15 protein-coding genes are annotated in these 14,839 nt (G+C 74.6%); 12 read left to right on the top strand and 3 right to left on the bottom strand.

Features of this window, described 5'->3' with window-relative positions; translation table 11 throughout:
* The first annotated feature begins 1 nt into the window (after position 1).
* Positions 2 to 304 carry a hypothetical protein gene (locus tag DQE82_RS21300; RefSeq protein ID WP_030502043.1) on the top strand — a complete coding sequence of 101 codons (303 nt, stop codon included), beginning with the start codon at positions 2 to 4 and terminating at the stop codon, positions 302 to 304.
* An 83-nt stretch (positions 305 to 387) separates the two neighbouring features.
* Positions 388 to 879, top strand: a complete 492-nt coding sequence (locus DQE82_RS21295; protein WP_064446780.1) for a hypothetical protein — start codon at positions 388 to 390, stop codon at positions 877 to 879.
* A 2-nt stretch (positions 880 to 881) separates the two neighbouring features.
* On the opposite strand, the gene DQE82_RS21290 is transcribed toward DQE82_RS21295, so the two are convergent.
* On the bottom strand, positions 882 to 1,874 hold the full coding sequence (locus tag DQE82_RS21290) for an ABC transporter ATP-binding protein (RefSeq protein ID WP_043327902.1): 993 nt from the start codon (positions 1,872 to 1,874) through the stop codon (positions 882 to 884).
* A gap of 2 nt (positions 1,875 to 1,876) precedes the next feature.
* Here DQE82_RS21290 and DQE82_RS21285 point away from each other — a divergent pair, with 2 nt between their 5' ends.
* From DQE82_RS21285 to DQE82_RS21270, 4 genes are all read left to right on the top strand, one after another.
* Positions 1,877 to 2,566: an ABC transporter permease gene (locus DQE82_RS21285; protein WP_043327903.1), complete on the top strand. Its 690-nt coding sequence runs from the start codon at positions 1,877 to 1,879 to the stop codon at positions 2,564 to 2,566.
* Complete coding sequence (locus tag DQE82_RS21280; protein WP_051611574.1) at positions 2,563 to 3,285, top strand: ABC transporter permease; 723 nt, start codon at positions 2,563 to 2,565, stop codon at positions 3,283 to 3,285. The genes DQE82_RS21285 and DQE82_RS21280 overlap by 4 nt, the downstream gene beginning before the upstream one ends.
* A gap of 152 nt (positions 3,286 to 3,437) precedes the next feature.
* On the top strand, positions 3,438 to 4,442 hold the full coding sequence (locus tag DQE82_RS21275; protein WP_043327905.1) for a glycine betaine ABC transporter substrate-binding protein: 1,005 nt from the start codon (positions 3,438 to 3,440) through the stop codon (positions 4,440 to 4,442).
* Positions 4,443 to 4,575: 133 nt separating this feature from the next.
* A complete protein-coding gene (locus tag DQE82_RS21270) occupies positions 4,576 to 6,462 on the top strand; it encodes a hypothetical protein (protein WP_113973579.1) in 1,887 nt (628 codons plus the stop codon).
* 10 nt (positions 6,463 to 6,472) lie between these two features.
* On the opposite strand, the gene DQE82_RS21265 is transcribed toward DQE82_RS21270, so the two are convergent.
* Positions 6,473 to 7,642, bottom strand: coding sequence for an NADH-quinone oxidoreductase subunit D (locus DQE82_RS21265; protein ID WP_176722867.1), 1,170 nt, complete (start codon positions 7,640 to 7,642; stop codon positions 6,473 to 6,475).
* Entirely contained in the window at positions 7,639 to 8,706 is a 1,068-nt protein-coding gene (locus DQE82_RS21260; RefSeq protein WP_199496071.1) for an SAM-dependent methyltransferase, read from the bottom strand. The genes DQE82_RS21265 and DQE82_RS21260 overlap by 4 nt, the downstream gene beginning before the upstream one ends.
* Positions 8,707 to 8,898: 192 nt before the next feature.
* Between DQE82_RS21260 and DQE82_RS21255 the strand changes: the two genes are divergently transcribed.
* From DQE82_RS21255 to nadC, 6 genes are all read left to right on the top strand, one after another.
* Complete coding sequence (locus DQE82_RS21255) at positions 8,899 to 9,828, top strand: Rossmann-like and DUF2520 domain-containing protein (RefSeq protein WP_113973577.1); 930 nt, start codon at positions 8,899 to 8,901, stop codon at positions 9,826 to 9,828.
* Entirely contained in the window at positions 9,828 to 10,670 is an 843-nt protein-coding gene (gene panC / locus DQE82_RS21250) for a pantoate--beta-alanine ligase (RefSeq protein ID WP_069089316.1), read from the top strand. The genes DQE82_RS21255 and panC overlap by 1 nt, the downstream gene beginning before the upstream one ends.
* 29 nt (positions 10,671 to 10,699) lie before the next feature.
* On the top strand, positions 10,700 to 11,128 hold the full coding sequence (panD, locus tag DQE82_RS21245) for an aspartate 1-decarboxylase (protein ID WP_043327910.1): 429 nt from the start codon (positions 10,700 to 10,702) through the stop codon (positions 11,126 to 11,128).
* Between the two features lie 170 nt (positions 11,129 to 11,298).
* Positions 11,299 to 12,192, top strand: coding sequence for a septum formation family protein (locus DQE82_RS21240; protein WP_043327911.1), 894 nt, complete (start codon positions 11,299 to 11,301; stop codon positions 12,190 to 12,192).
* A gap of 61 nt (positions 12,193 to 12,253) precedes the next feature.
* Positions 12,254 to 13,945 carry an L-aspartate oxidase gene (locus DQE82_RS21235; RefSeq protein ID WP_043327912.1) on the top strand — a complete coding sequence of 564 codons (1,692 nt, stop codon included), beginning with the start codon at positions 12,254 to 12,256 and terminating at the stop codon, positions 13,943 to 13,945.
* A complete protein-coding gene (gene nadC, locus DQE82_RS21230; RefSeq protein ID WP_043327913.1) occupies positions 13,942 to 14,838 on the top strand; it encodes a carboxylating nicotinate-nucleotide diphosphorylase in 897 nt (298 codons plus the stop codon). Before DQE82_RS21235 ends, nadC begins: the two co-directional genes overlap by 4 nt.
* The last annotated feature ends 1 nt before the right edge of the window (position 14,839 follow it).

Here is a 14,839-nt window from a genome sequence, read left to right as displayed (position 1 = left end):
CATGAGCGAGACTCCTGCCCCCGGCGGCCGCACCTTCGACGAGCTCGACAAGCTCTCCACCGAGGAGTTGCGCGAGCAGGCGTTCAACCTGGCCCGCGAGCGTCGCGACGTGGGCTTCTTCTGGTCGGTCCTGCGGCACCTGCCCAACGCCGACGAGGCCGCCGCGCTGGACGGCGCGCCGAACTCGATCGGCCCGACCATCGACGAGGCGAACGCGCTCTGGCGCGAGCTGACCGGGCACGGCTACGAGGAGTCCGCGCCGTTGCTGCGCGCCGCCTTCATCGACTACCTGATGAAGCACTGACGTCGATGACGACCCGCCGGCCGGCGACGGCCGGACGGTTGCGCAGGTTTGCCCGGCGCGACCGGCCGGGAACTGACCGCCGCATGGCTCTGAGCAACCGCCCCCGCGCCGTCTCCCGGTACGGCACGGCCGCCGGCACCGGCACCCTCGCCGCGTTCCTGCTGGTCGCCGTCGGCGGCAGTCCGATGTACGTGGACTGGGCGCAGCGCGCCACCGACCCGACCGGGGCGGGGGGCTGGTTCCTGCGGCTGCTGGCCTGGCCGTCCTGGCGGTGGCACGCCGACGAGGGCGTGTTCGCCACCAACCTGCGCGCGATCCTGCTGATCGTGCTGGCCGCTGCGCTGCTCTACCTGCTGCCCGGCCCGCAGGTCGACCGGGTGGCGTCCTCGGGCAGCCAGTTCCTCTCCGGCTGGGGCGCGTACGTGCTCGCCGCCGGGCTCAGCGCCCTGCTCGCCACGCTCCTCGGCCCGCACGGCTCGCTGTTCGCCGCGTTCCAGTCCGCCAGCACCGGCGTCACGTACGGCTTCTTCGCCGGCTGGATCGTCGGGCTGGCCAGCCTGGGCGGCCGGGCCTGAGCTCAGTCCACAGCGCCGAGCGCCAGCACCCGGGTACGGGCGAGCAGGCCCACCGCCCGGCCCTCCTCGGTCACCACGGCGTGCTCCGCGCCGGAGGTGAGCAGCGCGCCGAGCGCGTCGTACGCCGAGTCGCCGAGCGCCACAGTGGGCAGGCCGGCGCCCCCGTCGGCCGGGAGCGGGTCGAGGACGGCGCGGGTCACCGGGGTCACCGCGAGGCGCCGGATGCCCCGGTCGGCGCCGACGAACTCGCGGACGAAGTCCGAGGCGGGTGACCCGAGCAGCGCGGCGGGCGTGTCGTACTGCTCCAGCCGGCCGCCCTCGGAGAGCACCGCGATCCGGTCGCCGAGCCGGACCGCCTCGTCGAGGTCGTGCGTGACCAGCACGATCGTCTTGCGTACCTCGGCCTGCAGGCGCAGGAACTCCTCCTGCAGGCGGGTCCGGACGATCGGGTCCACCGCGGAGAACGGCTCGTCCATCAGCAGCACCACCGGGTCGGCGGCGAGCGCCCGGGCCACCCCGACCCGCTGCCGCTGCCCGCCGGACAGCTCGTGCGGGTACCGCCGGCCGAACTGGGCCGGGTCGAGGCCGACCAGCTCCAGCAACTCGCCGACGCGGGCGCGGGTGCGCTGCTTCGGCCAGCCCAGCAGTCCCGGCACTGTCGCCACGTTCGCCGCGACGGTCTGGTGCGGGAAGAGGCCGACGTTCTGGATGACGTACCCGATGCGGCGGCGCAGCGCCACCGGGTCGACCCGGGTGACGTCGTCGTCGCCGAGCAGGATCCGCCCGCCGGTCGGCTCGATCAGCCGGTTGATCATCCGTAGCACCGTCGACTTGCCGCAGCCGGACGGGCCGATCAGGACCACCAGCTCACCGGCGCCGACCTGCAGGCTCAGCTCGCGTACCGCCTCGGTGCCGTCCGGGTAGCGCTTGCGGATGCGTTCCAGCGTGATCGACGCCGCGCCGTGTCCGGCAGCGTCCCCCGGGGTACCGTCCACCTGTGTCCCTCCACCTGAGCTACCGGGCCGACCCGGGTAATCCGTGGTTCTCCTGGCAGTACGTGCGGGACAACTCTGACACGATCCTGGCCGCGCTGCGTGAGCACACCTGGCTGACCGCCCGGGCCGTGGTGATCGCCGCGCTGGTGGCGCTGCCGCTCGCGGTGCTCGCGTACTGGTTCCGGTCGTTGTCGGCCTCCATCCTTGCGCTGACCGGGGTGCTCTACACCGTTCCGTCGCTGGCGCTGTTCGCCTTCCTCGCGCCCTACCTGGGCATCGGCGCGATCACCGTGCTCACCGTGGTGGCGCTGTACGCGCTGCTGGTCATCGTGCGCAACGCGCTGGCCGGGCTGAACCAGGTGCCGCCGGAGGTGCGGGAGGCCGCCGAGGGCATGGGGTACGGCCGGTGGGGGCGGCTGTTCCGGATCGAGCTGCCGCTGGCGCTGCCCGGCATCCTCACCGGCGTACGGCTGGCGACGGTGTCGACTGTCGCGCTGGTCACGGTGGGTGTGGTGGTCGGCCGGGGCGGGCTCGGCCAGCTCATCTTCGCCGGCTTCCAGAACAACTTCTACAAGGCACAGATCATGACCGGCACGGTGCTGTGCGTGCTGCTGGCGCTGGTGCTGGACCTGGTGCTGGCCGGCGTGGGCCGCCTGCTCACCCCGTGGCTGCGCGGGAGGTCCGCCCGGTGAACCCCGTCGAGCAGGCGGTCGTCTGGCTGAACGACCCGCTGAACTGGACCAATCCCGGCGGCGTGCTGGACCGCCTCGGCGAGCACCTGAGCATGTCCGCCCTGGCGGTGCTGCTCGGATGCCTGGTGGCCTGGCCGATCGGCCTCTGGCTCGGGCACAGCGGCCGGGGCGGCGGGCTGGTGCTGCTGGTCTCCAACGTCACGCTGGCGATCCCGACCCTGGCCCTGCTGACCATCCTCCCGCTGACCTTCCTCGGCTTCGGCCGGCCGGCGGTGGTGGTGGCGCTCGCGGTCTTCGCGGTGCCGCCGCTGCTGGCGAACGCGTACACCGGGGTGCGGCAGGCCGACCCGGAGGCGCGGGACGCGGCACATGGGATGGGGCTGTCCGGCGGGCAGGTGCTGCGCCGGGTGGAGCTGCCGCTTGCCGTGCCCTACCTGGCGGCCGGTTTCCGTACCGCGGCCGTGCAGGTGGTGGCCACTGCCGCGCTGGCCTCGTTCGTCAACGGCGGCGGGCTGGGCCAGATCATCCGCGCCGGCTTCGGGCTCGACATCGCCGCCGGCGGCGGCCAGATCATCGCCGGCGGGGTGCTGGTCGCCGGGCTGGCGCTGCTCGTCGAGGGGCTGCTCGCGATCGTGGAGCGGCTCGTCACGCCGCGTCCGCTGCGCCCGGTCCGCCGCCGGGCGAACCGCCGCGCGACGGCTGCGACGGCCGGAAGTTGAGCCGCCGGTGACGATCGGGTGACGAAAACCGCTCCGAGTTTGTCGGTCAGGTCCGGAGGATATTGGCTGGAGTCGCGGGTGGCCGTCCGGTTCGCCCGTCGGACACGCGGCCGGCCCGACGGGTCGCGCCGGGACACGGAAGGCGGGCACTCATGCGTGCGCGTACACGACTGGTCGCGGGGGCGTTCGGCGCACTCACCGCGGCCGCTCTCCTCACCGGCTGCGGCGACGCCGGCTCGTCCGGCACCGACGCGCCCGAGCAGGGCGCCTCGGGGGCCGGCTGTGCCCCGGTGGCGGGCGACCAGCTCGTCGTCCTGACCGACGACAAGAAGCTCCAGAACACCGACAACGTCATTCCCGCGATCAACGCGAAGGCGGCCACGCCGCAGCTCGTCGCCGCGCTGGACAAGGTCTCCGCGAAGCTCGACACCCCGAAGCTGATCCAGCTCAACCGGGCGGTCGACGTCGACCGCAAGACGCCCCAGGCGGCGGCGAAGGAGTTCGCGTCCGCCAACGGCGTGACCGACGGGATCGAGAAGGGCCCGGGCGGCCAGATCACCGTCGGCGCCGGCAACTTCAGCGAGAGCCAGACCATCGCCGAGCTCTACAAGATCGCGCTGGAGGCGGCGGGCTACCAGGTCAAGGTGCAGACGATCGGCAACCGGGAGCTGTACGGCCCGGCCCTGGAGAAGGGGCAGATCCAGGTCGTCCCGGAGTACGCCGCCACCATGGCGGAGTTCCTCAACACCAAGGCCAACGGCAAGGACGCCCAGCCCGTCTCCTCACCGGAGCTGGACAAGACGGTCGCCGCGCTGAAGACCGAGGGCGACAAGGCCGGCCTGGTGTTCGGCCAGCCGTCCCAGGCGCAGGACCAGAACGCGTTCGCGGTGACCAAGGCGTTCGCCGACAAGTACGGCGTGTCCACGCTCTCCGAGCTGGCCGCGAAGTGCTCCGGGCAGGCCACCGTGCTCGCCGGTCCGCCGGAGTGCCCGCAGCGGCCGAAGTGCCAGGCCGGTCTGGTCGAGGTCTACGACTTCAAGGCGGGCTCGTTCAGTTCGCTGGACGCGGGCGGCCCGCAGACCAAGAACGCGCTGAAGACCGGCGCCGCGAGCGTCGGCCTGGTCTTCTCCTCCGACGCCGCGCTGGCCACGAGCTGACGCGCCGCGGCCGGCCGGCGCCACTCGCGCCGGCCGGCCGCGCACCCCGGGCGGTTGCCTGCTCAGCAGGCCCGCACATCGAGTCACGCCGACCCGTTCCCCTCAGGTGGAACTCTCGGTACTGTGCTCAGCCATGCCCGCCTCGGTCGCTCCTGCCGACAAGCGCAACCCCACCCCGCTGACAGTCCTGTTCTGGGCCGGTGTGGGGCTGGCGCCGCTGGCCGCGCTCATCCTGCTGATCGCCGACGGCAACGGCTCGCTCCGGTTCGGCGCGGTCCTGGCGATCCTCGCCGTCGTGCTGATCGGCCTGTCCATCGCGCTGCGGCCGGAGGGCGGTTCGGGCGGCGCGGCGTCCGAGGAGTTGCGCGAGGAGCTGGAGCAGCTGCGGCGGGAGCTGCGGGCCGAGATAGTGGCCGCCGCTCAACGCGGCAACCAGGCGCTGGACCAGGCACGCCGGGCGGAGGAGGCGGCCGGGGCGGTGCGGCATCGGCTCGACGCGGCGGCCGCCGGACTGGCCTCCGCGCCCGCCCAGGATCGCCCGAGCGGCGCGGCCCGGGTGCCGGCCGCCGGGGCGTACGAGGCGGATCCGGGTCACCCGGCCGGTCGCGACGAGGACGAACCGGCTCGTCCGGCGTACTCCGGTGGCCGCTACGGCGGCGAGCCCGACGGCGAACCGCCGCGGGCGGGCCGCCACGACGCCGAGCCGGCGCGGGCGGCGGTACGCCCGCCGGACCGGCCCGGGAGCGGCGTGTACGGGTCGGCGCGCGTGTCCGATCCGGCCGCCCGGCCGGAGTCCCGCCCGGTGGGCGTGGTCCACCACACCGAGACCGTGCACGTCACCACCCGGCACACCATCGTCGGCGGTGGCGCCGAGCCGACCGGCTCCCGGTACGGCGGATTCCCCGGCGGCTGGTCGGACGAGGACCGCTCCCGGGGCGGCGACCCGGCCGATCACCGGGGCGCGGGGCAGCGCGAGCGGGGCCGCGAGGACCGGGCCGACGCGGGATGGACCGGCACGGACGACAGCGGCTGGGGTGCTCCGGCGGGTGGCGAGCGCTCCGGGTACGGCCGCCGGGTCGGGAGTGCGCGGGACGACGGCTTCGGGCCGGGTGACGGGCACTCGCCTGCCGACGCCGGACGCGCGGGCGCCGAGCATCCGTGGGCGGGCGTCGGCGGGGAGCAGGGCTGGTCCGTGGGGGGCCGTTGGTCGGACGACCAGGGCCGGGCTGCGGCCCAGGAGCAGCGACAGTGGTCGGGCGACGACCGGGCCGGCTGGGCGCCGGGCGGCGCGGCCGACGTTCCGGCCTGGCCACCGGCCGCGCGGCACAGCGAACCCGCCGCGCGGCACAGCGAACCGGCCGTCCGGCACAGCGAACCGGGCGCGTCCGGGGCCCTGGACGCGCGGGAAGGCCGGGACCGGGCGGACGGCGATCACTGGTCCGAGCTGCGTGCGGGTAACCGCTGGGCGGCGGTCCGCGACGACGACGCGGGCCGGGAGATCCGCCTCGGGGAGCGACGGGCCGCGATGCACGCCGACAGCGCCGGCACGGAGTACCGGATCGAGGACCGATGGGCGTCGGTGCGCGGCGGCAGGGCGGACGCGGGTGGGCCGGGTGACGGCCACCCGGCGTTGCCGGCCGGCGGGGTGCCGGTGCCGGACGAGTGGCGGCCGCCGACCCAGCGCAGCGGCCAGCCGGAGTGGCGCCAGCCGCCCCCGGAGTGGCGTCAGCCCGAATCGGCGCGCCGCGAGCCCGAGCCCGAGCCGCAGTGGCGTCAGCCGGAACCGCAGTGGCGTCCGCCGGAGCCGGAGCGGCGTCCGGCCGATTCGCAGCGCCGCGAGTTCGAGCCGGAGTGGCGCCAGGGCGAGTCCCAGTGGCGTCCGGCCGAGCCGGAGTGGCGTCAGCCGGAACCGCAGTGGCGTCAGCCGGAACCGCAGTGGCGTCAGCCGGAACCGGAATGGCGAGGCTCGGAGCGCGGCGCCCACGGCCAGCAGCGGGACACCGCCGACCGCTGGCGCTGAGCGCCCACGATCACTTGTCGATGTCGCCGACCACGAAGAACATCGAGCCGAGGATGGCGATCAGGTCGGGCACCAGGCAGCCGGGCAGCAGCGACGACAGCGCCTGCACGTTCGCGTACGAGGCGGTGCGCAGCTTCATCCGCCACGGCGTCTTCTCGCCCCGGGACACCAGGTAGTAGCCGTTGATGCCGAGCGGGTTCTCGGTCCAGGCGTACGTGTGCCCCTCCGGCGCCTTCAGCACCTTCGGCAGCCGCGTGTTCACCGGCCCGCTGATCCGGTCCACCCGGTCCAGGCACTGCTCGGCGAGGTCGAGCGAGACGTACACCTGGTCGAGCAGCACCTCGAAGCGGGCGTGACAGTCCCCGGCGGTCTTCGTCACCACGGGCACGTCGAGCTGGTCGTAGGCCAGGTACGGCTCGTCGCGACGCAGGTCGAGGTCGAGCCCGGAGGCGCGGGCGACCGGCCCGGACGCGCCGAACGCGGCGGCGTCGGCGGCGGAGAGCACGCCGACCCCGACGGTACGGGCCAGGAAGATGTCGTTGCGCCGGATCAGGTTGTCCAGGTCGGGCATCCGGCGGCGTACCTCGGCGATGGCGGCGCGGGCGCGTCCGGTCCAGCCGGACGGCACCTCCTCCTTCAGGCCGCCGACCCGGTTGAACATGTAGTGGATCCGGCCGCCGGAGACCTCCTCCATCACCGCCTGGATGGTCTCCCGTTCCCGGAACGCGTAGAACATCGGCGTGATCGCGCCGATCTCCAGCGGGTACGAGCCGAGGAACATCAGGTGGTTGAGCACCCGGTTCAGCTCGGCCAGCGCCATCCGCAGCCAGGTGGCGCGTTCCGGCACCTCCATGCCCATCAGCCGCTCGACCGCGAGTACCACGCCCAGCTCGTTGGAGAACGCCGACAGCCAGTCGTGCCGGTTCGCCAGCACGATGATCTGCCGGTAGTCGCGTACCTCGAAGAGCTTCTCCGCTCCCCGGTGCATGTAGCCGACGATCGGTTCGGCGGCGACCACCCGCTCGCCGTCGAGCACCAGCTTCAGCCGCAGCACGCCGTGCGTCGAGGGGTGCTGCGGCCCGATGTTGAGCACCATGTCGGTGCCGAGCTGCTCACCGCCCGCGCCGGTGCCGACTGTGAGCTCGCGGAGGTCGGCGGCGTCCGTGGTCATGCCCGTCATCGTGCCACGACCGCGTCGAGCGCGACGCCGACCGGCTGCCGCAGCCACAGGTGCCCGCCGAGCCCGGCCGGGTCGGTCAGCTCGGCCGCCGCCGACGCCGCGGCGAGCGCCCGCAGGTAGCCGGCCGGGTCGCGGGAGGCCAGGCTCAGCGGCGGTCGCCCGCCGTCGGCCCCGAGCGCCCGCAGCGCCTCCCGCTGAGAGACCAGGGAGTACGCGCACCGCGCGACCCGCTCACCGGCGGAGGCGACCGAGTCCATGGCGACGTGCGCCGTCACGTCGCACGACCCGTCCGGAACCGGCGGCACCTGCCGCCCACCCCGATACCCGGTCAACGTCCCGTCCAGGGGACGCGAGTCCCGCAGATGCCCGTAGTCCACCGCAAGCGCCAGCCCCCGCGCCACCTTCCCGAGGGCCCCCGCCCAGGCCAGATCCCGCCCCACCCCGATCTCCGCCCGCCCACCGCTGCTGCCGCCCCCACCAACGGCGTTGATCAAGGAGTTTGTGTCCTGATCCGAGCTCTCCACGTCCGCAAACTCCTTGATCAACGGGGCGTTGCGCGGGAGGGCAGGGGGCCACCAGTGGGTCAGCCAGGCGGTTTCGGTGGGGGACGGGGGCGGGCCCAGCGTCTCCTCGCCGGTTCTCGGGTTCACCAGGAGGAGGCGCCAGCCTGCCTGGGTGTGGACCGCCACGTCCACCGGGACGTTGTCCAGCCATTCGGTGGCCAGGAGCAGGCCGGTGATGCCGTCGGGGATGTCGGTTCGCCAGTCGATCTCCGGAGGCAGGTCCGGCGGGCGGGTGGCTCGTTCCACTGCCACCGGGTGGATCCGGGCGGACAGCTCGGGTGCGGCCCGGGCCAGCAGGGCCCGGAGCAGTTCGCCCCGGCCCGCGCCCACGTCCACCACGTCCAGCCGGTCCGGGTGGCCCAGCGCCGCGTCCACCGCTTCGAGTTGCCGCAGCATGCAGGCGGCGAAGACGGGTGAGGCGTGCACGCTCGTGCGGAAGTGCGCGGCTGGGCCGGCGCCGGAGACGAAGAACCCGTCCGGCCCGTACAACGCCTGCTCCATCGCGTCGCGCCAGCGCAGCGGGGTGGTCACCCGCCGACCCTACGGGACGTACCCGAAAGTGCGGTTTGCCCGCCCCCGCAGCGGCCTCTTCGGGCGGCCGGTGAAGGTTTTCACACCTTCTTGTTTCCGGTCTGTCACCCGGGCGCATACTTGCCATCGACCGGTACCCCCTTCGAGGACTGGATCGCCGCCATGAGCGCACCGCTGCGCCACCGGGCCACCGCTGCCCCGCTCGTCTTCCCGCGTACCCTCGCCGTCGGCGTGCTCGGCGCCGGCCGGGTCGGCGCCACGCTGGGCGCGGCTCTCGCCGCCGCCGGCCACCGCGTGGTCGCCGCGTCCGGCGCCTCGGGCGCGACAGGGGCCCGGCTGGCGCTGCTGCTGCCCGAGACCCCGCACCGCGTCGCGTCCGAGGTGGCGCGTGCCGCCACCGACCTGCTGATCGTCGCCGTCCCCGACGACGCGCTCGCGGGCGTGATCGCCGACCTGGCCGCGAGCGGCGCGCTGCGCCCCGGCCAGGTGGTGGCGCACACGTCCGGCGCGCACGGGCTGGCCGTGCTGGCCCCGGCCGCCGAGGCCGGCGCCCGGCCGCTCGCGCTGCACCCGGCGATGACCTTCACCGGTACGCCGGACGACCTGTCCCGCCTGCCCGGCATCTCGTACGGCGTGACCGCCCCGGCCGAGCTGCGCGCGTTCGCGGCCCGGCTGGTGGCCGACCTGGGCGGTGTGCCGGAGTGGGTCGGCGAGACCGACCGGCCGCTCTACCACGCGGCGCTCGCGCACGGCGCGAACCACCTGGTGACGCTGGTCAACGAGGCGTCGGACCGGCTGCGTGACGCCGGCGTGGAGCGGCCGGAGAAGGTGCTCGCCCCGCTGCTGCGGGCCGCGCTGGAGAACGCGCTGCGGTTGGGCGACGACGCGCTGACCGGCCCGGTGTCGCGGGGCGACGCGGGCACCGTACGCCGGCATCTGGACGGGCTGGCGCGGACCGCGCCGGAATCCGTACCCGCGTATCTGGCGTTGGCACGACGGACGGCGGACCGCGCCGTCGCGGTCGGCCGCCTGCGCCCGGCGGACGCGGCCGCCCTCCGGGACGTGCTGGACGGAATCGAGGTGGCGGCCTGATGGCCGAGGTGCTGCACACGCGCAAGGAGCTGGCGGCCGCCCGCGAGGCGATGACCGGCACGGTCGGCGTGGTGATGACCATGGGCGCGCTGCATGCCGGGCACGAGATGCTGCTGCGGGCCGCCCGCGAGCGGGCCGACCACGTCATCGTGACGATCTTCGTGAACCCGCTGCAGTTCGGCCCGAACGAGGACTTCGACCGCTACCCGCGCACGCTCGACACGGACCTGGAGATCTGCCGCCGGGTGGGGGTGGACGCGGTGTTCGCGCCGCCGGTGGCCGAGATGTACCCGGAGGGGCAGCCGACGGTACGGCTGAACCCGGGGCCGCTCGGCGAGGACCTGGAAGGCCTGAGCCGTCCCGGCTTCTTCCACGGCGTGCTCACGGTGGTCATGAAGCTGCTCCAGCTCACGCAGCCCGACCTGGCCTTCTTCGGCGAGAAGGACTACCAGCAGCTCACCCTGGTGCGCCGGATGGTCCGCGACCTCGACGTGCCGACCGAGATCGTCGGCGTGCCGACCGTACGCGAGCCGGACGGCCTGGCCCTGTCCAGCCGCAACCGTTACCTGTCGGCGGCGGAGCGGGAGGCGGCGCTGAGCCTGTCCGTAGCGCTGCGGGCCGGGGCGGCGGCGGCCGAGCGGGGCGAGGACGCGGGCGCGGTGCTCGCGGCCGCCCACCGGGCCTTCGACAACCCGGCCGCCCGCCTCGACTACCTGGTGCTCACCGACACCGAGCTGGAACCCGGCCCGGTCGACGGGCCGGCCCGGCTGCTGATCGCGGCCTGGGTCGGCGCCACCCGCCTGATCGACAACACGGCGATCCACCTCGCGCCGCGTCCCTGACCCCACCACGAATGCGGAAAGGCACCCCGATGTTCCGGACCATGCTCAAGTCGAAGATCCATCGCGCCACCGTGACCCAGGCCGACCTGCACTACGTCGGCTCGGTGACTGTGGACGAGGATCTGCTCGACGCGGCGGACCTGCTCCCCGGCGAGCAGGTGGCGATCGTGGACATCACGAACGGCGCGCGGCTGGAGACGTACGTGATCCCGGGGCGGCGGGGCAGCGGCGTGATCGGCATCAACGGCGCCGCCGCGCACCTGGTGCACCCCGGTGACCTGGTCATCCTCATCTCGTACGGTCAGATGGACGACGCCGAGGCCCGCACGTACCACCCGAAGGTGGTCCACGTCGACGCCGACAACAGGGTCGTGGACCTGACCGCCGACCCGGCCACGGCCGCCCCCGGCACCGCAGGCGCCCCCGTCCCCAACCCCCTCGCCGCCTCTCCCCGTTGATCTTGCAGTCGCGGCCCCTCCGTCACCCCTTTCGGGCGGTTTGTCGAGGCGGTTAGCGCAAGATCGACGGGGCGGAAGAGCGGGGAACGCGGTCTGTCACCGGAAGGTCATTTTCGGCTACCCTGGGCGGACCGTCGGGGATCGACGGTCGTCGGCTGGGGGAGGCCGCGATGCGCCGTGCGATGAGCTTCCTGGTCGCCGCGATGGTCGCGAGCGCCGCTCTGACCGGCTGCGCCGGCACCGGCGGCCTGGACGGCGACCTCGCCGACGACTGGCCTGCGATGGCCGCACCCGGGCCGTTCACCCCGGCCGCAGAGGTCTGCCAGGTCGCCGACTTCATCCCGAGCGTCGGCCTGTCCGCGTACGCGCCGGTCGGCTGCGAACTGCCGCACCGGGTGGAGACCGTGCACGTCGGGGCGTTCACCGCCGACCGGCCCGCCCCGCCGGCGCTCGCCTCACCGGAGATGCGTACCGCGTTCGCCGACTGCGACAAACGGGCCAGCGGGTACGTGGGTGACGACTGGCGCGCCGGACGCCTCCGGCTGGCGGTGGCGGTGCCGACCGCCCTCGGCTGGACGGCCGGCTCCCGCTGGTACCGGTGCGACCTGACCGAGCTGACCACGGTCGAGGCGGCGGCCACCGTGGTCACCCGTACCGGCAGCCTGCGCGACGCGCTCAAGCCGCCCTCCCCGCTGCGGCTGGGCTGCCAGCGCACCACCCGGGAGGCGGGCCGGGTGCAGCGGCTCACCCCGGTCGACTGCGCTGTCGCGCACGACGCGGAGTTCGTCGGCGTGTGGGCCGCGCCGGACCGCCCGTACCCGAAGAAGCCGGAGGACTGGGTTCCCCTCTACGACGGCTGCTTCGCCGTGATCGCCCGCTACACCGGGGTGCCCGCCGACGCGTTCCTGCGCTACCGCAGCGACGTGGTGGTCCGCCCGCCCGCCGCCGGTCGCTGGGCGGTCGGCGACCGGGGCGTGCGCTGCTACCTGTGGCTCAGCGACCGTACGGTGACCACCTCGCTCAAGGGCGCCGGACCGGCTGCCCTGCCGCGCCGGACGAGGTAGCCGAGGGCACTCGTCACGCCCCCCGCGCCCGAGCCGAGTTCGCTTCGGGTTGACTGTGCTCATGGACCTACCCACCGTCGACCTGCCGACGCTGCCCCGGCTGCTCGCCGCGCCCGCCCCCGGGTGGGTGGAGACGACAGACGTGATCGTGGTCGGCTCCGGCGTGGCCGGGCTGACCGCCGCGCTGCACCTGCGCGAGGCGGGTCTGCACGTCACGGTGGTCACCAAGGTCGACATGGACGAGGGTTCGACGCGCTGGGCGCAGGGCGGCATCGCCGCCGTACTGGACCCGGCGGACACGCCGGACGCGCACGCGTACGACACCGAGGTCGCCGGCGTCGGCCTCTGCGACCCGGCTGCGGTCCGCGCGCTCGTGGCCGAGGGCCCGACCCGGCTGCGTGAGCTGATGCGGATCGGGGCGGAGTTCGACCGCAACGCGGACGGGTCGCTGATGCTCACCCGGGAGGGCGGCCACCGCGCCGACCGGATCGTGCACGCCGGCGGCGACGCCACCGGCGCGGAGGTGCAGCGGGCGCTGCACGACGCGGTACGCCGCGACCCGTGGATCCGGCTGGTCGAGCACGCGCTGGTGCTGGACCTGCTGCGCGCCCCCGGCGACGGGCCGGGCGGGCTCGGCCCGGCCTGCGGGATCACGCTGCACGTGCTCGGCGAGGGCAGCGAGGACGGCGTCGGCGCGATCCTCGGCCGCGCGGTGGTGCTGGCCACCGGCGGGATGGGGCAGATCTTCGCCGCCACCACCAACCCGGCGGTCTCCACCGGCGACGGGGTGGCGCTGGCGCTGCGCGCCGGCGCGGCCGTCACCGACGTGGAGTTCGTGCAGTTCCACCCGACCGCGCTCATCGTGCCGCCCGGCGGGCCGGGCGCGGGGCTGGCCCAGCAGCCGCTGGTCTCCGAGGCGCTGCGCGGCGAGGGCGCGCACCTGGTCGACGGCGACGGCAAGCGGTTCATGGTCGGCCAGCACGAACTGGCCGAGCTGGCGCCCCGGGACGTGGTCGCCAAGGGCATCCACCGGGTGCTGCTCGCGTCCGGCGCGGACCACGTGTTCCTGGACGCCCGGCACCTCGGCGGTGACTTCCTGGCCCGGCGGTTCCCCACCATCGTCGCGTCGTGCCTGGCCATCGGCGTGGACCCGGCGACCGACCTGATCCCGGTCGCGCCGGCCGCCCACTACGCCTCCGGCGGCGTCCGGACCGACCTGCGCGGCCGTACCTCAATCCCCGGCCTGTACGCCTGCGGCGAGGTCGCCTGCACCGGCGTGCACGGCGCGAACCGGCTGGCCAGCAACTCGCTGCTGGAAGGGCTGGTCTTCTCCCGCCGGATCGCCGAGGACATCGCCGCCGGGCTGCCCGAGCAGGCCCGCCCGGCGGAGACCGGCGCCTGGATCGGCGGCCCGGGCGCGCTGGTGCCGGCGTCCGGCACGGCGGAACTGCAACGGGCGATGACGCGGGGCGCGGGCGTGCTCCGGTCGGCGCGGACGCTGGAGGCCACCGCCGCCGCGCTCACCGGGCTGGGCGCGGGGCGGGGCGTGCCGCGTACCGCCGACTGGGAGGCGACGAACCTGCTCACCGTGGCGTCGACGCTGGTCGCGGCCGCGTACGCCCGGCAGGAGACGCGGGGCTGTCACTGGCGGGAGGACTTCCCGACGGCCGACGAGCGGTGGCTGGGCCACCTGGTGGCCGAGGTGGGTACGGACGGCCGGGTGGCCGAGCGCTGGGAGGAGAAGCACTCATGAGGGAGTCGACGGAGCAGGCGCTGCGCGACGGTGGCCTGGACCCGGAGCGGGTCCGGCGGATCATCCTGGACACGCTGCACGAGGACCTCGGGCCCGACTTCCTCGACGTGACGAGCGTGGCGACCATCCCGGACGAGCAGCAGGACACGGCCGATCTGGTGGCGCGCGCCGACGGCGTGGTGGCCGGGCTGCCGGTGGCCGCCGCCGTGTTCGAGCTGGTCGCCGACGTGACCGGCGCCGGGCGTACGGTCGAGGTCGAGCTGGTGGCCCACGACGGGCAGCGGGTGGCACGCGGCGACGTGCTGGCCACTGTGACCGGCCCGACCCGGCTGCTGCTGACCGCCGAGCGGACGGCGCTGAACCTGCTGTCCCGCATGTCCGGCGTGGCGACGCACACCCGGGCCTGGGCCGACGAGCTGGCCGGTACGAAGGCGACGGTGCTGGACACCCGCAAGACCACGCCGGGCCTGCGGGCGCTGGAGAAGTACGCGGTCCGGGCCGGTGGCGGCACCAACAAGCGGATGGGCCTGTACGACGTCGCCATGATCAAGGACAACCACAAGGTCGCCGCGGGCGGGATCAGCGCCGCGTTCCGCCGGGTCCGGGAGGCGTTCCCCGACGTCCCGGTGCAGGTCGAGGTGGACACGCCGGCCGAGGCGGTGGAGGCGGTCGAGGCGGGCGCGAAGTTCCTGCTGCTGGACAACATGACCCCGGCGCAGCTGCGCGAGGTGGTGGCGTCGGTGGGCGACCGGGCGGAGCTGGAGGCCACCGGCGGGCTGACGCTGCCGATGGCCGCCGAGTACGGCGCGACCGGCGTCGACTTCCTCTCCGTCGGCGCGCTCACCCACTCCTCGCCGATCCTGGACATCGCCCTCGACCTGCGCGACGTCTAGG

The sequence above is a fragment of the Micromonospora sp. LHW51205 genome (genome assembly GCF_003315815.1).
Lineage (GTDB): Bacteria > Actinomycetota > Actinomycetes > Mycobacteriales > Micromonosporaceae > Micromonospora > Micromonospora chalcea.
Note: the sequence above shows the minus strand (reverse complement) of the source record. Positions and strands in the feature narration are given on the sequence as shown.